This window comes from Serratia bockelmannii, assembly GCF_008011855.1.
Lineage (GTDB): Bacteria > Pseudomonadota > Gammaproteobacteria > Enterobacterales > Enterobacteriaceae > Serratia > Serratia bockelmannii.
On record NZ_VOUX01000031.1, the window covers coordinates 116,818 to 135,115 of the forward strand.

Below are 18,298 nucleotides of genomic sequence, written 5' to 3' on the forward strand. Positions count from 1 at the left end.
TCACACTTCTGCGCCGCGCGCCGCGGGATCATTCCAGCCTGAAATGCGCCTCCAGCCGGCTGACGCCGAGCCCGTTGACCTTTTTCACCTTGATCTGCACCGGAATACGTTCTTTCATCGCCTCGACGTGGCTGATCACGCCGATGGTTTTGCCGGAGGCATTCAGGCTGTCCAGCGCATCCAGCGCGGTATCGAGGGTTTCGGCGTCTAGCGTGCCGAAGCCTTCGTCGAGGAACAGCGAGTCGATGCTGGTTTTGTGGCTGACCAGATCGGACAACGCCAGCGCCAGCGCCAGGCTGACCAGGAAGCTCTCACCGCCGGACAGGGTGCGGGTATCGCGCAGCGCGTCCGCCTGCCAGGTGTCCACCACCTGCAGCTCCAGCGCATCGCTGGTTTTGCGCTGAAGCAGGTAGCGCCCATGCAGCCGGCCGAGTTGCTGGTTAGCCAGATAGACCAGATGATCGAGCGTTAACCCCTGAGCGAAGCGGCGGAACTTGTCGCCTTCTTTCGAGCCGATCAGCTGGTTGAGGTAGCTCCAGTCGTCGTAGTCTTGCTGACTGCGGGCGATCTGCTCGAACAGCGCCTGCTGATTAAGGCGACGGGCGGCGTCGCTTTCCAACTGGTTGCGCAGTTCACCCTGGCGCAGCTGCAACGTTTTCAACTGCTGTGCCAACTCGGCCAGCGATTGGGTGAGCGCGTCGAGATCCGTGTTGGCTTCATCCACCCCCTCAGGGCGGTTCAGCCGATGCTGCTCCAGCGTTTGCGTCGCCTGCGTCAGCAGGGCCGCGGCCTCTACCTGCCGCTGTTGCAGTTGCTCTCTACGCTGCTGCAATTCGCGGCGCAGTGTGTCGTCCAGCAGCGCGGCGGTGAAGGCGGTTTCATCAGCGAATTCGCTGTCGGCCAGCGCCTGCTGCCACTGCTGCTGCGCCTGCTGCAGCCGCTCCTGCATCTGGGTGTGCTGTTGTTGTAACCCGGCCTGCTGGCCGGTCAGGCGCTCGCGCAGTTCCTGCGCCTTTTGCCACTGTTCGGCGGCCTGTAAGCTGGCCTGTTCACAGGCGGTTTGTTTGGCGCGCAGCTGTTCCCGCACCTCGGCGACCCGCTGTTCGCCGAACAGCGCCAGCCGCTGCGCGCGCCGCTCTGCGAGAGTTTTCTCGCCTTCCTGCCAGCGTTGTTGCAGGTCTTGCTGCTGTTGCAGGCTGTCGGCATAGGTTTTCTGCAGCAGCGTAAAGCGCTCTTCGAGCAGCGCCAGCTGTTGCTGCGCCTGCTGCTGCTGCGTTTGCAGAGCGGCGAGCGCGTCTTTTGCCTGTTGTACTGCCTGCGCCGCCTGTTCATGCTGCTGCAGCGCGTGCTGCCCGCGCCGCTCTTCATCGTCGCAACCGCTCAGCCAGGCGCTGAGTCGCTCGCTCTCCGCCAGCGTAAAGTCGAACGCCAGCGGTGCGCTGAGCTGCTGCCACTGCTGCTGTTGGGCAGCCAACTGCTGTTCATCCTGCGCGATGGTTTGCTGCTGGCGTTGTTGCTGTTCCTGCAGGCCTTCGCAGCGGGTACGCAACTCGGTGCCCTGGGTTTGCAGTTTCTCGGCGAGAGTACGCATCTCAACCAAACGCTGTTCCGTGGCCGAAGGCTGTACAGCCTGATACTGCTCTACTGCTGGATGGCTGGTGGAACCGCACAGTGGGCAGGGGGCACCGCTTTGCAGCAGGGCGCGCTCCGCTTCCAGACTGACGATGCGTTTTTCCAGTTCGTGGATCTGCTCCACTTCCTGCAGCTGCGCCTTGTGCTGTTTGAATTGCTGACGCGCGCTCTCCAACTGCTGTTGCAGCCCGGCGAGCTGCGTTTGCCGCTCGGCGTGCTCCGCCTGTTGCCTAGCCAGACGCTCGCGGGTCTGACGGTTAAGGGACGCCAGAGTAAACAGCTGCTGGCGTGTTGGGCGCAGATCCGCCAGGGCGCTCAGGCGTTGGCGCAGCGGGGCCAACGGCGTTTGCGCCTCCAGCGCCTGTTGCTGCTGTTGTTGAACGGCCAGCGCTTCGTTCAGCGCGTTCAACTGCTGCTGATGTAGTGCGCCCTGTGCCGTCAGCTGGCTGCGCTGAGCGGTGAGCTTCTCCAGCGTAGTTTGCTGCTGGGCGCACTGCTGCGTGGTGGCATCGGCGGCCTGTCGTCGCTCGGCCTGTGTCGACTGCAGTTGGGCTATTTGGTGGTCGAGCGGAGCGACTTGCTCATCGATCAGCTGTTGCTGCTGCTGCATATACTCGGCATGGGTTTGCTGCGCCAGGCGGGCTTTTTCCACCGCCTGCTGCAGCGGCGCCAGCTGCGCCGAGTGCTGTTCCTGTTGCTGCGTCAGCTGGGCTGCCTGCTGTTGTATCGTCTGCAGTTCGGCGCGGCAGCGATCGCGTTCGCCGCGCAGCGGCCGCAATTTCTCGGCCGGTTCGCTGAGCGCCAGCTGCTGCAGCTGCGGGGCGGCCTCTGCCTGCTCGCGCTGGGCGGTTTCCAGCCGCCGTTGACCCTCGCCTTGCTGTTGCCGGAGGCGTTGCCATTGCTGCAGCCAGCTCAGCGCCTGTTGCTGTCGCTGGGTTTGCTCGCCGAGGGCGATTTCCTGCGCGCTCAGCGCCGTCAGCTGTTCGGTCAGAGACTGGCGCTGCTCGTCGTTCAGCAGTTCGATGCCGCTGGCGCGTTGGTGTAACCCATCCAGGTCGGTTTTGGCCTGCTTGTGCGACTCGAACACCTGTTCGGACAGTCGCCCATAGATTTCGGTGCCGGTCAGCTCTTCCAGCAGTTCGGCGCGATCGTTGGCATCGGCATTGAGGAAGGCGGCGAACTGCCCCTGAGACAGCATCATCGATTTGGTGAAGCGGCCAAAGTCCAGCCCGGTGATGGCTGCGGTAAGCTCCAGCTTGTCGCGCACCTTGTCCGCCAGGATCTTGCCGTCCTCGCGGCGCGCCAATTCGACCTTCGGCGCCTGCAGATTGCCGTCCGGCGCATTCTTGGCGCGGCGCTGGCTCCAGAAGGCGCGATAGCCGACGCCCTTGACCTCGAATTCGACCTCCGCCAGCGATTCGGCGGTGTGGCGGGTCATCAGTTCATTCTGGCTCGGCGTGACGTTGAGGCGCGGCGTCTGGTGGTACAGCGCCAGGCAAATGGCGTCCAGCAGGGTGGTTTTGCCCGCGCCGGTCGGGCCGGTAATGGCGAACAGGCCGTTGCTGGCGAACGGCTCGGCGGTGAAGTCAATTTTCCATTCGCCCTGCAGCGAGTTGAGGTTTTTTAACCGCAGGCTGAGGATCTTCATGGGTTGGTCTCCTCAGGATTGTGCTGCACCGCATCGACCACCTGGCGGAACAGTTGGTGCATCCGCCGTTGGCGTGCTTCGGGCATGTCGGCCTCCTGCGCCAGGCGCCGTTCGAACACCTCGTTGACGCTCAGTTCGTTCAGCGTTTCCTTATCCTGCTGCGCGATTGCCTGGCGGCGCTGCTCTTTGCTGCGCCGCAACAGCACCACTTCCACCGGCAGCTCATCCGCCATCAGTTGGATGCGGCGCTGAATATCGCTGAGGTAGTCCTGCGTCGCCACTTCGATATCCAGCCACACCGGCAGCTCGCCGGCATAGTCGGCAAATTGCTGCAGTTGCCGTTCGATCTCGGCCAGATCCCCTTTGATCAGCTGCATGGGCTGGAACTGCGGGATCGTTAACGCATCTACCTGCTGGAGGGCTCCGTCGGCGAAATCGACCAGGAAGACGCTTTTGGCTTTGCCCAGCTCATCGAAGCTGAGCGGGATCGGTGAGCCGCTATAGCGAATATGCTCTGACTTGGCGACGTTCTGCGCGCGGTGAATGTGGCCGAGCGCGATGTAATCGGCGGGCGGGAAGGCCTGCGCCGGGAAGGCGTCCAGAGTGCCGATATAGATGTCGCGCACCGAGTCGGAGGTGGTGACGCCGACGGTGGTCAGGTGGCCGGTGGCGACGATCGGCAGCGGCAAGCCCAGCTGGTCGCGGCGCTCGCAGGCCGCCTGATACAGCGTCTGATAATGTTCGGCGATGGCTTCCTGCAGCGCCTGCTGTTTCTGCGCGCCGGATTCGCCGGCGCGGCTGGTAAGCAGATCGCGCGGCCGTAGGAACGGGATGGCGCACAGCACCGCGCCCGGCTGGCCGTCGCGCTGGTTAAGCACCACGATCTGCTGTTCGGCCGCGCCTTGCGCGCTCGCGATCACCGTGGTGTTCAGGCAGGAGAGCAGTTCCCGCGATTCGTTCAGCGTCGCCACCGAATCGTGGTTGCCGCCCAACACGACCAACTGGCAGCCGGTGCGCTGTAGTTCCACCACGAAGCGGTTGTACAGCTCGCGGGCATAGCTGGGCGGTGAGCCGGTATCGAACAGATCCCCGGCGACGATCAGCGCATCCACCTGTTGCTGTTCGATCTGTTCGATCAGCCAGTTCAGAAAAGCCTGGTGCTCGGCGGCGCGGCTTTTGGTGAAAAAGTACTGGCCAAGGTGCCAGTCAGAGGTGTGGATCAGGCGCATGACACTCCCGGATGCAAAGATAATGGCGATGATTATAAAGGCCGCGGCGGCGGCTGTCCCGGCGCAATGATGATGACAACCGGATGATTTTTCTTTACTGCGGGAAATAATCGCTATGCTTACTGCCTATAACGGCCGGTTTTTTTCATAAAAGTGTCACAAAACTGACGCATAATGGCGCCCGAAAAGTCGCTAACACATTGGCAGGATTGACGATGGCAAGACGCATACTGGTGGTGGAAGACGAAGCGCCGATCCGTGAGATGGTGTGCTTTGTGTTGGAACAAAATGGTTACCAACCGTTGGAAGCCGAGGATTATGACAGCGCCGTGACGCGTCTGTCTGAGCCGTTCCCTGATTTGGTGTTGCTTGACTGGATGTTGCCCGGCGGTTCCGGCATTCAGTTTATCAAACATATGAAGCGCGAAGCGCTGACCCGCGATATTCCGGTCATGATGCTGACCGCGCGCGGGGAAGAGGAAGACCGCGTGCGCGGCCTGGAAGTGGGGGCGGATGATTACATTACCAAGCCGTTCTCGCCCAAGGAGCTGGTGGCGCGCATCAAGGCGGTCATGCGCCGCATTTCACCGATGGCGGTGGAAGAAGTGATTGAAATGCAAGGCCTGAGCCTGGACCCGTCCTCCCACCGCGTGATGGCGAACGATCAGGCGTTGGACATGGGGCCGACCGAGTTCAAGCTGCTGCACTTCTTTATGACCCACCCGGAGCGGGTTTATAGCCGTGAGCAGTTGCTTAATCACGTCTGGGGCACTAACGTTTATGTGGAAGACCGTACCGTTGACGTGCATATCCGTCGGCTCCGCAAAGCGTTAGAAACCAGTGGGCATGATAAAATGGTTCAAACCGTTCGGGGCACCGGCTACCGGTTCTCAACGCGCTACTGATCGCGCTGCGCTGGAGAATATGCCGTGTTAGAACGTCTGTCGTGGAAGAGGCTGGCTCTGGAGCTGGCTCTTTTTTGTTTGCCCGCCTTGCTGCTGGGGCTGATTTTCGGTTATCTGCCCTGGTTTCTGCTGGCCTCCGCGCTGGCTGCGCTGGTGTGGAATTTCTACAACCAGCTCAAACTCTCCCATTGGCTGTGGATTGACCGCAGCATGACGCCGCCGCCCGGCCGCTGGAGCTGGGAGCCGCTGTTCTATGGCCTGTATCAGATGCAGCAGCGCAATCGCCGCCGCCGGCGCGAGCTGGCGCTGCTGATCAAGCGCTTTCGCAGCGGGGCCGAATCGTTGCCTGACGCGGTGGTGATGACCACCGTCGAGGGCAATATCTTCTGGTGCAACGGGCTGGCGCAGCATCTGCTCGGCTTCCGCTGGCCGGAAGACAACGGCCAGCACATCCTCAACCTGCTGCGCTATCCGGAATTCAGCCACTATCTGCAACAGCAGGAGTTTTCACGTCCGCTGACGCTGCAGTTGAACAACGAACACTACGTCGAATTCCGCGTGATGCCGTATTCCGAAGGGCAGTTGCTGATGGTGGCGCGCGACGTCACCCAGATGCGCCAACTGGAGGGCGCACGGCGCAACTTCTTCGCCAACGTCAGCCATGAGCTGCGCACGCCGCTGACGGTGCTGCAGGGCTACCTGGAGATGATGGGCGACGAAGAGCAGGACGGTTCGCTGCGCAGCAAGGCGCTTAGCACCATGCAAGAGCAGACCCGCCGGATGGACGGGCTGGTCAAGCAACTGCTGACACTGTCGCGCATCGAGGCGGCGCCCAATGTCGACATGAACGAGCGCGTGGATATCCCGCTGATGCTGCGGGTGTTGCAGCGCGAGGCGCAGTCGCTGAGCGGCGGTAATCACGAGATCACCTTCCGGGTTAACGAGCAGCTCAACGTGTTCGGTAATGAAGATCAGTTGCGCAGCGCGGTGTCTAACCTGGTGTACAACGCGGTCAACCACACGCCGAAGGGCACCCACATCGAAGTGAGCTGGCAGCAGACGGCGCACGGCGCGCAGTTCCAGGTCAGCGACAACGGGCCGGGCATCGCCGCCGAGCACCTGCCGCGCCTGACCGAGCGTTTTTACCGCGTCGACAAGGCCCGTTCGCGCCAGACCGGCGGCAGCGGGCTGGGGCTGGCGATTGTCAAACACGCGCTCAGCCATCACGATGCGCGGCTGGAGATCCTCAGCGAACCAGGGATCGGCACCCGCTTTATCTTTACCTTACCCAATCGGTTGATTGTTCCCGCCGCTTTATCAGAGAATGCGGTGAAAAATTAACGCGAGACACCGGTATGACCCGAATAACCCGAGGGCTGTTGCTTTGCCTGGCGCTGCTGGCCGGGCGCGGCGCGCTGGCGCAGCCCGACGGCATGCTGGCGGGCAACCTGTCCAGCGTCGGTTCCGACACCCTGGCGAATCTGATGGCGCTATGGGCGCAGGATTTCAGCCAGCATTATCCCAACGTTAACCTGCAGATCCAGGCCGCCGGATCGTCGACCGCGCCGACCGCGTTGGCGGCGGGCGCCGCGCAGCTGGGTCCGATGAGCCGGCCGATGAAGGCCGCCGAGGTTTCGGCGTTCGAACATCGTTACGGCTATGCGCCGCTGGCGGTGCCGGTAGCGGTGGATGCGCTGGTGGTGTTGGTGCATCAGGACAACCCGCTGCGCGGCCTCAATCTGCAGCAGCTCGATCGCATTTTCTCCGCCACCCGGCGCTGCGGCGAAAGCAAACCGCTGACGCGCTGGGGCGAGCTGGGGCTGAGTGGCGACTGGGCGACGCGTTCGCTGCAGCGTTTCGGCCGCAACTCGGCGTCCGGCACCTACGGCTATTTCAAACTGCGTGCGCTGTGCGGCGGCGATTTTATGCCGCGCGTCAATGAGCTGCCCGGTTCAGCCTCGGTGGTGCAGGCGGTGGCCGGTTCGCTCAACGGCATCGGCTACGCCAGCATCGGTTTTCGCGCCAGCGGCGTGCGGCTGCTGCCGTTGGCGGAGTCGGGAGAGGACTATGTTGCCCCTACCGCCGCCAACGTGCGCAACGATCGCTACCCGCTGTCGCGCTATCTGTATATCTACATCAACAAAGCCCCTAATCAACCGCTGGAGCCGCTGACCGCCGCGTTCCTCGACCGCGTGCTGTCGACTGCCGGGCAGAGCCTGGTCAATCACGACGGCTATCTGCCGCTGCCGCCGGGCGCCCTGCAGAAGACCCGTCAGGCGCTTGGGTTGCCACCGCTCGCGCCGGCCATGATGAAATAACCGACAAAATGCGACGTAATTTTCGCCTTTTTTCACGGCCAAACGAAGCTCGTGCCACGCGAAAATCGGGCTTATATTGGCGTTTTCGCGCGGTAAAGTGATATATGCTTCACGTTTCGTGAATCTGCTGTTCAAAAATGATACAAATCATGTAGTGTATATTTATTGATAGCCAATATGATCGACTGGTGGCTAAAGTTTATATGGTCGATAGCTCTGCTTTTCGCCGTGCGTCTTGCCTTGAAGCGCTATAAACGTTTACCTTAGCCCTCGTTGTCGGATTAAACCTCCATTTTTATAACTCCTAAAATTTTGCCCATCTTCATGAGCGGCCACTTTCGAATAGGGACATAAACGCCGGATCGACTGCGTTTAGGGTGCTTATTTGGCGCTGCAACGTTAGGGCATGCCGGCAACCGGGTGGGGCGTTACGCCACCACGCTATCGGACCATTTTTTTCATTTGAACAGGCAACACGACATCGTATGAGTCATCGTTTAACGTCAAAAGATATCCTGGCACTGGGTTTCATGACCTTTGCCTTATTCGTTGGGGCCGGGAACATCATCTTCCCGCCGATGGTCGGCTTGCAGTCCGGTGAACACGTCTGGACCGCAGCGCTGGGCTTCCTGATCACCGCCGTGGGTCTGCCGGTCATCACCGTCATCGCGTTGGCGCGCGTCGGCGGCGGCATCGACGCCCTCAGTTCGCCGATCGGCCGCGGCGCCGGCCTGCTGCTGGCGACCGTCTGCTACCTGGCCGTCGGCCCGCTGTTCGCCACGCCGCGCACCGCCACCGTATCCTTCGAAGTGGGCATTGCCCCGCTGACCGGTGACGGCACCATGCCGCTGTTTATCTATAGCCTGGTGTACTTCGCGCTAGTGATCGGCATCTCCCTGTATCCGGGCCGTCTGCTCGATACCGTCGGCCACGTGCTGGCGCCGCTGAAGATCGTGGCGCTGGCCGTACTGGGCATCGCCGCACTGCTGTGGCCTGCCGGCGCGCCGATCCCGGCGACGGCGGCTTACCAGAGCGTGCCTTTCTCCTCCGGCTTCGTTAACGGCTATCTGACCATGGATACGCTGGGGGCGCTGGTATTCGGCATCGTTATCGTCAACGCGGCGCGTTCACGCGGCGTGAAAGACGCCGGTCTGTTGACTCGTTACACCATTCTGGCCGGTTTGATCGCCGGCGTGGGCCTGACGCTGGTTTACCTGAGCCTGTTCAAGCTGGGCTCCGGCAGCGGCGCGCTGGTGCCTGACGCCACCAACGGCGCGGTGATCCTGCACGCTTACGTTCAGAACACCTTCGGCGGTTTGGGCAGCTTCTTCCTGGCGGCGCTGATCTTCATCGCCTGCATGGTGACCGCGGTAGGCCTGACCTGCGCCTGCGCCGAGTTCTTCGCGCAATATCTGCCGTTCTCGTACAAGACGCTGGTGTTTATCCTGGGCCTGTTCTCGATGGTGGTGTCCAACCTCGGCCTGAGCCACCTGATCCAGATCTCCATTCCGGTGCTGACCGCGATTTACCCGCCGTGCATCGTGCTGGTGGTGCTGAGCTTCACCCTGCGTTGGTGGCACAGCGCGCCGCGCATCATCGCGCCGGTGATGCTTGTCAGCCTGTTGTTTGGTATCCTTGACGCGGTGAAAGCGTCCAGCTTCCAGCAGCTGCTGCCGGCCTGGACCACTCACCTGCCGCTGGCGGAGCAGGGGTTGGCATGGTTGCCGCCTTCGCTGCTGATGCTGGCGCTGGTCGCGATTTATGATCGGGTGTGCACGCGTTCCCAAGTGACCGCGCACTGATAATCCCCCGGCTTAATCTAGGGCCACGGACATGTCCGTGGCTTTTTTACGTTTAAAACTATGGGTCATTTTCATGCAACAACAGTCACCCACCACTGTCCCCGACAATAAGCTGAAACGCGGCCTCAGCACGCGTCATATCCGCTTTATGGCGTTGGGGTCAGCCATCGGCACCGGGTTGTTCTACGGCTCGGCGGACGCCATCAAAATGGCCGGCCCGAGCGTGCTGCTGGCTTACCTGATCGGCGGCATCGTGGCCTTCATCATCATGCGCGCATTGGGGGAGATGTCGGTCAACAACCCGCAGGCCAGCTCATTTTCCCGCTACGCGCAGGACTACCTCGGCCCGATGGCGGGTTACATCACCGGCTGGACTTACTGCTTTGAAATCCTGATTGTCGCCATCGCCGACGTGACCGCCTTCGGCATCTATATGGGGGTCTGGTTCCCGGAAGTGCCGCACTGGATCTGGGTGCTGAGCGTGGTGCTGATCATTGGCGCCATCAACCTGATGAGCGTCAAGGTATTCGGCGAACTGGAATTCTGGTTCTCGTTCTTCAAGGTCGCCACCATCATCATCATGATCGCGGCCGGTATCGGCATCATCATCTGGGGTATCGGCAACGGCGGGCAACCGACCGGTATTCATAACCTGTGGTCGAACGGCGGCTTCTTCAGCAACGGCTTTATCGGCATGATCCTGTCGCTGCAGCTGGTGATGTTCGCTTACGGCGGCATTGAAATCATCGGTATTACCGCCGGCGAAGCCAAAGATCCGAAAAAATCGATTCCGAAGGCCATCAACTCGGTGCCGTGGCGCATTCTGGTGTTCTACGTCGGTACGCTGTTCGTCATCATGTCTATCTACCCGTGGAACCAGGTGGGTACCAACGGCAGCCCGTTCGTGCTGACTTTCCAGCATATGGGCATCACCGTGGCGGCAGGCATCCTCAACTTCGTGGTGATTACCGCGTCGCTGTCGGCGATCAACAGCGACGTGTTCGGCGTCGGCCGCATGCTGCACGGCATGGCCGAGCAGGGCCATGCGCCGAAGATGTTCAGCAAGGTGTCGAAACGCGGCATTCCCTGGGTGACGGTGGTGGTAATGATGCTGGCGCTGCTGCTGGCGGTATACCTCAACTACATCATGCCGGAGAGCGTGTTCCTGGTGATCGCCTCCCTGGCGACCTTCGCCACCGTGTGGGTGTGGATCATGATCCTGTTCTCGCAAATTGCCTTCCGCCGCAGCCTGAGCAAAGAGCAGGTGAAACAGCTGGCGTTCCCACTGCGCGGTGGGGTGTTTACCTCGGTGGTGGCGATCGTGTTCCTGGTGTTCATCATCGGTTTGATCGGCTACTTCCCAACCACGCGCGTCTCGCTGTACGCCGGCCTGGTCTGGGTGGTATTGCTGCTGGCGGGATACTGGTTCAAGGTCAACCATCAGAAAAAACGCGCGCCGTTGGCGACGCAGCAAGACTAAATGGAAAAACACCGGCTAAGGCCGGTGTTTTTTTAGCGTTGGTCTTCCACTTCATCCTCTCCGGCGGCGCGCGCTTCGATGCGTACGCCGCCGTCGTTCAGCCGTTCCTCTTCTTCCTCGCCGGCGCAGCGCGCCAGCACTTCGCGAATGTCCTGCAGGTTGCTGCTGAGCGCACTTAGCGAAGGTTGCAGATTGCGGGGCATGCGGCTTTCATCCAGCGACGCGCTGTGCAGGCAGCCGATAAACAGCAGGGTGGCCAGCAGGGTAAACAGCCGGTGACGTAACCGTTTCAGCAAGGGCTTTCCCTCTCGGTAGTGAAGGTGATGGCGCATTAACGCCGTTTTCGCCGGGGAAAAGAAGGGGATGGAGATATCTGCTGGCAATTGAAAGAGAATAATTACCAGCAGACACAGTTACGTCAGCCGACGTCAGGAAGCGTTCGCGCTTTGTTGCAGCATGCCGCGCAGGTCATTGCCGGTTGGCGTTTGATGCACGCGCAGGCCGAACTCGTCGATCACCGCCAGGATATGGTCGAAAATATCCGCCTGAATGCTTTCGTACTCCGCCCAGACCGTGGTGTTGGTAAAGGCGTAGATTTCCAGCGGCAGGCCCTCCGGCGTTGGCGCCAGCTGGCGCACCATCAGCGTCATATTCTGGTGAATGCGCGGGTGAGCGCGCAGGTAGGCTTCCAGATAGGCGCGCAGCGTGCCGAGGTTGGTCAGGCGGCGGCCGTTGAGCGGCGAGGCCAGATCGACGGCGATCTCCTGATTATGCTGGCTCAGCTCCTGGGTCTTGACGTTCAGGTAGCTGTGCAGCAGCGGGTTGCGCTGCAGGCGGCGCTGTTCCTCTTCCGACAGGAAGTGCACGCTGCCGGTGTCGATATTCAGGCTGCGCTTGATGCGGCGCCCGCCGGATTCCGACATCGACCGCCAGTTCTTGAACGAGTCGGAGATCAGCGCGTAGGTAGGAATAGTGGTGACGGTGTTGTCCCAGTTACGCACTTTGACCGTGGTCAGGCCGATGTCGGTGACCGCGCCGTCGGCGCCGTATTTCGGCATTTCCAGCCAGTCGCCGATCTTCAGCATATCGTTGGCGGAGAGCTGAATGCCGGCCACCAGCCCGAGGATCGGATCCTTGAACACCAACATCAAGACCGCGGTCATGGCACCCAGGCCGCTGAGCAGCAGCAGCGGCGATTTGCCCATCAGCAACGAAACGATCATGATGCCGATCAGGATCGCCGCCACCAGTTTCAGGCCCTGGAAAATGCCGCGCAGCGGCAGCTGATTGGCGATCGGACTTTGGCGCAGCAGCGCCAGCAGCGTATCCAGCAGCGAGAACAGCGACAGCAGGGTGAAGGCGAGGATCCACACCTGCGCGGCGGTGACGATCACCGCCTGGGTTTGGCTGCCGCTCTGCAACCACAGCGTCGCCTGGATGCTGATGATCACCCCTTGCAGCAGCAGCGCCACGCGCTGGAACAGTTTGTATTGGGTGATGGCCTGTTGCCAGACGCGCTGCGATTGCTGGCCGCGGCGCTGAAGGGCGGCCAACACCACCCGGTGCAGCACCAGGTGGATCACCACCGAGATCAGAACAATCAACCCCAATACCATCAACAGCGACATCACTCCGCCGAATTCCAAACCAAACTGTTCCAGCCAGCGCGTTATCTGTTGTTGCATTACCGCTCCTTAAAAAATGCGCAAAAAATATCCTGTAAGCTCAAAACGCGTTAGCCTAAGGGGTAACGTGAAGGATTTGTGCCTGTTTACCTTTTTTTACATCGAGTTAGCGTTATTTTTCGGTCTCCGCCCCCCGGCTCATCCCTGGGTTTTGCGGCCAGAGAGGAGGGGGAGTTGCACTTAACGTGGCATTGTTCGCTTCTTGAAGAACGCCGTCGATTTCGTTTGGTACAGCAGGAGAAACAGTATGCTTAACGCCTGGCATCAACCGGTCCCGCCTTTTGTGGTGAAGCAAGGGCAACGTTTGGATATCACGCTGTGGTTACAGGGGGATGAACTGCCGGAACGGGTGTTTTTGCGCGCCGAACCGGACAACGAAGAGTGGCTGCTGGTGATGAAAGCGCAGCGCCACGAGGGGATGCGGCGCTACCAGGCCAGCCTTACGCTGAATGAGGGCGAGCCGACGCGGCGTTACTGCTTCAAGCTGCTGTGGGCCGATCGCCAGCAGTGGTTCGGCCCACAGGGCTGGTCGCCAACGCCGCCGGGCCAGCTGGCGCAGTTCGCCGTCGACGAGCCCGACCATGGCCCCGAGTGGGTGGCGGATCAGCTGTTCTACCAGATTTTCCCCGATCGCTTCGCCAGCAGCGGCGGCGAGCACGGCATCCAAAGCGGCAGCTACCGCCATCACGCGGCCGGTGCCGAGGTGATTCGGCGCGACTGGCAGCATCCGCTGGAGGATCGTCACGCCGCCTCGACCTTTTACGGCGGCGATCTGGACGGCATCTGCGCCAAACTGCCGTATTTGCAGCAGCTGGGCGTGACCGCGCTGTATCTGAACCCGATTTTTACCGCGCCGAGCGTGCATAAGTACGATACCGAGGACTATTACCAGGTCGATCCGCACTTTGGCGGCAACGCGGCGCTGCAGCGTTTGCGAGTGAGCACTCACAAGGTGGGCATGAAACTGGTGCTGGACGGGGTATTCAACCACACCGGTGACTCGCATCCGTGGTTCGACCGCCATCGCCAGGGCGAAAACGGCGCCTGTCACCACCCCGATTCACCGTATCGCGGCTGGTTCAACTTTTACCCGGACGGCCGCGCGCTCGACTGGAAGGGCAACGCCAGCCTGCCGAAGCTCAACTTCGCCGAGCCGCAGGTGGCGGAAGCGATCTATCGCGGGGAAGGCAGCGTGGTGCGCCACTGGCTGCGCCCGCCGTACAGCATCGACGGTTGGCGGCTGGACGTGGTGCACATGCTGGGGGAGAACGGCGGTGCCACCGGCAACCTGCACCACCTGGCTGGCATCTATCAGGCGGTGAAGCAGGAGAATCCGCAGGCCTACGTATTGGGCGAACACTTCGGCGACGCGCGCCGCTGGCTGCACGCCGGCGTGGAGGATGCGGCGATGAACTACATGGGCTTTGCGCTGCCAGTGCGGGCGTTCTTGGCGGGGCTGGACGTGGCCTATCACCCGGTGCGGCTGGACGCCGCCGGGTGCGCGCAGTGGATGGACGGCTACCGCACGGGGCTGCCGCACGGCCGCCAGCTGATCCAGTTCAATCAACTGGACAGCCACGATACCGCGCGTTTCCTCACGCTGTTGCAGGGGAACGCGGCGCGCATGCAGATGGCGGCGGTGTGGTTGCTGAGCTGGATCGGCGTGCCTTGTCTCTATTACGGCGATGAGATTGGCCTGGACGGCGGCAACGATCCGTTCTGCCGCAAGCCGTTCCCGTGGGACGTCGGTGACTGGGATCGGCCGCTGCTGGCGCTGTTCCAGCGCATGGCGGCGCTGCGTAAACAGAGCCTGGCGCTGCGTCGCGGCGGCTGTCAGGTGCTGTACGCCAGCGGAGAAACGCTGGTGTTCGTGCGTCTGTATCAGCAGGAGCAGGTGTTGGTGGCGCTGCAGCGCGACGGCAGCGGCCAGGCGCAGCTGCCGCACAACCCGCTGTTGGCCCGCGGCCCGTGGCGGCGTGTGGAAGGGCGGGGAGAGTTGAGCGAAACGGCCGGCGGGCTGCGCCTGCAGCTGGCGGAAGAGTCGGCCACCGTGTGGCGGTATGAAGGCTAAGGGAACTGCGGGGGCCGTAAGGCCCCCGCGATCAAGGTGAGTAGGCGTTTACATCAGTAACCGACCGCGGAGCCTGCCGGGCGACGCACGTCGTTGGCGCCGTACAGGTAACCTTCGCGCACTTTGCCGGAAACCGCCGAATCGTTGCCGGAGTTGGCCGGGCTGACGCCCGCCGCGCCCGGCAAACCGACCAGAATCAGTTCGGCGGCGCCCCATGGCGTTTGCTCGACCATCTTATAGCCCATGCCGCTCAGCAGCTTCAGCGTATCGGCGGAAACGCCGCGCTGTTCGTAGTACACCTCATCCGGCAACCATTGGTGATGGATGCGCGGTGCGTCCACCGCTTCCTGCGGCGCCATACCGTGGTCGATCACGTTCAACGCGGTCTGCAGGGTAATGGTGATGATGCGTGAGCCGCCCGGCGAGCCCAGCACCATAAAGATCTTGTTGTCCTTGGTCACCAGCGTCGGGCTCATCGACGATAGTGGGCGCTTACCGGGGGCAATGCTGTTGGCGGTGCCTTGCACCAGCCCGTACAGGTTTTTCTCGCCCACTTTCACCGTGAAGTCGTCCATCTCGTCGTTGAGGAAGAAGCCGGTGCCCGGTGCGATCACCACGGCGCCGAAGCGGCCGTTGACGGTATAGGTGGTGGAGACCGCGTTGCCGTCGTGGTCGACGATCGAATAATGGGTGGTTTCCGGCTTCTCATGCGGTTCCATGCCGGGCTGTACGTTTTCCGACGGCGTGGCCTTGTCCGCGACGATTTTCTTGCGGATCTGCTCGGCGTAGCTCTTGCTCACCAGCCGGTCGATCGGGTTCTTGATGAATTCCGGGTCGCCGAGGTAGGTGTTGCGATCCATGTAGGCATGGCGCATCGCTTCGGTCATGGTGTGAATGGCCGCCGCCGAGTTGAAGCCCATGCTTTTCAGGTCATAGCCTTCCACCACGTTGAGGATTTCGCACAGCGTGACGCCACCTGAGCTGGGAGGCGGCGCCGACACGAACTTGTAGCCGCGATAGCTGCAGGTGATCGGCGGGGTTTCGGTGACTTTATAGTTGGCGAAGTCGGCGGCGGTCAAAATGCCGCCGCCCTGTTTGGCCGCCGCCTCCACCGCCTGTGGGATCTTGCCTTTGTAGAAGGCGTCGGTTCCCCCTTTGGCGATGGCTTCCAGCGTATTGGCCAGATCGGTTTGCACCAGTTTGTCCCCCGGCTGCAGCGGGCTGCCGTCCGGGCGCAGGAAGATTTTGGCCGACTCGGGATCCTGTTTGAAGCGTGCGACGGTGGTGTCGAGAATATCGGTGTCGGCGCGGGTCAGCACAAAGCCTTCGCGCGCCAGCCTGATCGCCGGCGCCAGCACCTGTTCACGGCTCAGTTTGCCGTACTTCTCACGCGCGGTTTCCATCCCCAGCACGGTGCCAGGCACGCCCGCCGCCAAATAGCCGTACAGGCTGGCGTCTTTCTTCACCTTGCCGTCGGCATCCAGATACATGTTGGCGCTGGCCGCCGCCGGCGCGGTTTCGCGGAAGTTGATGAAGGTGTCGGTGCCGTCCGCCAGGTGGACGGTCATAAAGCCGCCGCCGCCGATGTTGCCGCAGCAGGGGTTCACCACCGCTTGCGCATAGCCGACCGCCACGGCGGCGTCGATGGCGTTGCCGCCCATCTTCAGGATATCCACCCCGACCTGCGAAGCCAGATGCTGCGAGGTGACCACCATGCCGTTTTTGGCTTCCACCGCTGGGTTGGATGCCGCATACAGGCTGCCGCTGACCAGCAGCGCCGCCATGGTCAGGGGTTTGCTCCATTTCTGTAAAAACATAGTTATTCCTACCCTGTCAGTTTTTTATTGTGTTGTGTTTGCTTGCCGCTGTTCGCTTGCAAAGCGCGAGCCAGCGTTATTGATAGTAGCCGCAGATGGGCATTCACGCGGCGAACTGGGCGGGAAATGTGAGCGGAAACAGGGAAATAAAGCACTGAAGGCGGGCGGTCTGCCCCAAAAAGGGGCATAAAAAAACCGGCCGCGTGGGCCGGTTGATTCACTATCAGGCTGAAATTACAGCTTGGCAGCGTTTTCAGACAGGTATTTTGCCACGCCGTCTGGGGAAGCGCCCATACCTGCTTTGCCTTTTTCCCACTGAGCCGGGCACACTTCACCGTGCTCTTCGTGGAATTGCAGCGCGTCAACGGTACGGATCATTTCGTCGATGTTACGGCCGATTGGCAGGTCGTTAACAACCTGAGCACGCACGATGCCGTCTTTGTCGATCAGGAAGGAGCCGCGCAGCGCAACGCCAGCTTCCGGGTGTTCGATGCCGTAAGCTTTCTGGATTTCACGCTTAACGTCAGCAACCATTGCGTATTTCACTTCACCGATGCCGCCTTTGTCGACAGGGGTTTTACGCCATGCGTTGTGGACGAATTCTGAGTCGAAGGAAACGCCAACCACTTCAACGCCACGCTTCTGGAACTCTTCATAGCGGTGATCGAAAGCGATCAGCTCGGAAGGGCATACGAAGGTGAAGTCCATTGGCCAGAAGAACAGCACGGCTGGTTTACCGTTCAGGTGCTTCTTCAGGTTGAAGTTTTCAACGATTTCGCCGCTACCCAGTACGGCAGCTGCAGTGAAGTCAGGGGCTTGACGAGTTACCAGGACCATAATTACTCCTGTAATAGGTGTTAAAGGGTGGATGTAAAAACAAGGGCCAGTATAGGGGCCACGACTTGGCGAATAAAGGGCAAAAGACCAATCGATGAGATAGCTTTTACCTATTAAATTCATTAATTAAATTTGACAGGCTTTAAAAGTAACCTTTTCCCACAAAAGGGCAAGCGGCAAAGCGTAAATTCTTGCAAGGCGCTGCAATTTCAAACGCTTGAGCTTGACCTCAGAGCGTTTTGTCCTTCGCCTGCTGCATCATTTGTGGATAAAACTGCCAGAATTGTGTTTCAAGCTGATGATAGTGTCGCTCGACGTCGGCGAACGAGCCTGCCAGGGCATCGAGGCGCGGACGGCGGCTGGCCATGCCCTGCAATACCCGGGCGATGAACGGCAATTCGGCGTAGCGTTCCAGCCAGCGTTCCGGCCACAGATAGCCGTTCAGGTTCTGAAAGCGTGGCGGCGTGAGCGGCAGGTAAGGTTCGATCTGGCTGCGGGCTTCCTGGGTAAACTGGTGCAGGTCGCGTGAGGGCTCCAACTGCTGCCAGTGGCGCGCCAAAAAATGGTCCCACACCACGTCGAGGGTGATCGGCGCCACGCGGCGGTAGGGGGCGCTGAAATAGTCGCGGCAGGCTTTGACCTGCGGCAGGCTGTCGGTCAGCACGTCGACGCGACGGTGCATCATGATGCCGGCCACCACGTCGGGCTGGTAGTCGGCGGCTGGGTTGCCGCGCACGAAATCGGCCAGCAGGTTGCCCAGCAGCGAGCTGTCCGCCAGCATGGCCAGGTGAAGATGAGCGAGAAAATTCATCCCTCAACTATACCCGAAGTCAGGCAAATCCTCCTTATTTCTTGCCGCTGACCGCCCCCGGCT

The 18,298-nt window shown here is 61.2% G+C and carries 13 protein-coding genes; 6 read left to right on the top strand and 7 right to left on the bottom strand.

Annotated features, from left to right (window positions below; translation table 11 throughout):
- Positions 1-28: 28 nt before the first annotated feature.
- Both sbcC and sbcD read right to left on the bottom strand, forming a co-directional pair.
- Positions 29-3,280: an exonuclease subunit SbcC gene (gene sbcC / locus FOT55_RS14880; protein ID WP_147823626.1), complete on the bottom strand. Its 3,252-nt coding sequence runs from the start codon at positions 3,278-3,280 to the stop codon at positions 29-31.
- Positions 3,277-4,509 carry an exonuclease subunit SbcD gene (gene sbcD, locus FOT55_RS14885; RefSeq protein ID WP_025301739.1) on the bottom strand — a complete coding sequence of 411 codons (1,233 nt, stop codon included), beginning with the start codon at positions 4,507-4,509 and terminating at the stop codon, positions 3,277-3,279. The genes sbcC and sbcD overlap by 4 nt, the downstream gene beginning before the upstream one ends.
- Positions 4,510-4,724: 215 nt before the next feature.
- On the opposite strand from sbcD, the gene phoB reads away from it, so the two are divergent.
- The 5 genes from phoB (at position 4,725) to proY (ending at position 11,014) form a co-directional block, all read left to right on the top strand.
- Complete coding sequence (phoB, locus tag FOT55_RS14890; protein WP_004940438.1) at positions 4,725-5,414, top strand: phosphate response regulator transcription factor PhoB; 690 nt, start codon at positions 4,725-4,727, stop codon at positions 5,412-5,414.
- A gap of 24 nt (positions 5,415-5,438) precedes the next feature.
- Positions 5,439-6,755: a phosphate regulon sensor histidine kinase PhoR gene (gene phoR, locus FOT55_RS14895; protein ID WP_004940434.1), complete on the top strand. Its 1,317-nt coding sequence runs from the start codon at positions 5,439-5,441 to the stop codon at positions 6,753-6,755.
- A 14-nt stretch (positions 6,756-6,769) separates the two neighbouring features.
- Positions 6,770-7,732, top strand: a complete 963-nt coding sequence (locus tag FOT55_RS14900) for a PstS family phosphate ABC transporter substrate-binding protein (protein ID WP_025301741.1) — start codon at positions 6,770-6,772, stop codon at positions 7,730-7,732.
- A gap of 485 nt (positions 7,733-8,217) precedes the next feature.
- Positions 8,218-9,534: a branched-chain amino acid transport system II carrier protein gene (gene brnQ, locus FOT55_RS14905; protein WP_025301742.1), complete on the top strand. Its 1,317-nt coding sequence runs from the start codon at positions 8,218-8,220 to the stop codon at positions 9,532-9,534.
- 73 nt (positions 9,535-9,607) lie between these two features.
- On the top strand, positions 9,608-11,014 hold the full coding sequence (gene proY, locus FOT55_RS14910) for a proline-specific permease ProY (RefSeq protein WP_025301743.1): 1,407 nt from the start codon (positions 9,608-9,610) through the stop codon (positions 11,012-11,014).
- Positions 11,015-11,046: 32 nt separating this feature from the next.
- Here the strand turns inward: proY and FOT55_RS14915 are convergent, their stop codons facing one another.
- Positions 11,047-11,310 (bottom strand): hypothetical protein, encoded by a 264-nt coding sequence (locus FOT55_RS14915; RefSeq protein WP_089180595.1) that lies wholly within the window; start codon positions 11,308-11,310, stop codon positions 11,047-11,049.
- 132 nt (positions 11,311-11,442) lie between these two features.
- Positions 11,443-12,699 carry a mechanosensitive ion channel family protein gene (locus FOT55_RS14920; RefSeq protein ID WP_025301745.1) on the bottom strand — a complete coding sequence of 419 codons (1,257 nt, stop codon included), beginning with the start codon at positions 12,697-12,699 and terminating at the stop codon, positions 11,443-11,445.
- 247 nt (positions 12,700-12,946) lie between these two features.
- Between FOT55_RS14920 and malZ the strand changes: the two genes are divergently transcribed.
- On the top strand, positions 12,947-14,770 hold the full coding sequence (gene malZ / locus FOT55_RS14925) for a maltodextrin glucosidase (protein ID WP_147823627.1): 1,824 nt from the start codon (positions 12,947-12,949) through the stop codon (positions 14,768-14,770).
- 53 nt (positions 14,771-14,823) lie between these two features.
- On the opposite strand, the gene ggt is transcribed toward malZ, so the two are convergent.
- The 3 genes from ggt to FOT55_RS14940 form a co-directional block, all read right to left on the bottom strand.
- The gene (gene ggt / locus FOT55_RS14930; protein ID WP_033637292.1) at positions 14,824-16,587 is read right to left on the bottom strand and encodes a gamma-glutamyltransferase; all 1,764 of its coding nucleotides are present in this window, start codon (positions 16,585-16,587) and stop codon (positions 14,824-14,826) included.
- Positions 16,588-16,821: 234 nt separating this feature from the next.
- A complete protein-coding gene (locus tag FOT55_RS14935) occupies positions 16,822-17,424 on the bottom strand; it encodes a peroxiredoxin C (RefSeq protein WP_004940403.1) in 603 nt (200 codons plus the stop codon).
- A 229-nt stretch (positions 17,425-17,653) separates the two neighbouring features.
- Positions 17,654-18,235 carry an ACP phosphodiesterase gene (locus FOT55_RS14940; protein ID WP_147823628.1) on the bottom strand — a complete coding sequence of 194 codons (582 nt, stop codon included), beginning with the start codon at positions 18,233-18,235 and terminating at the stop codon, positions 17,654-17,656.
- Positions 18,236-18,298 lie beyond the last annotated feature (63 nt).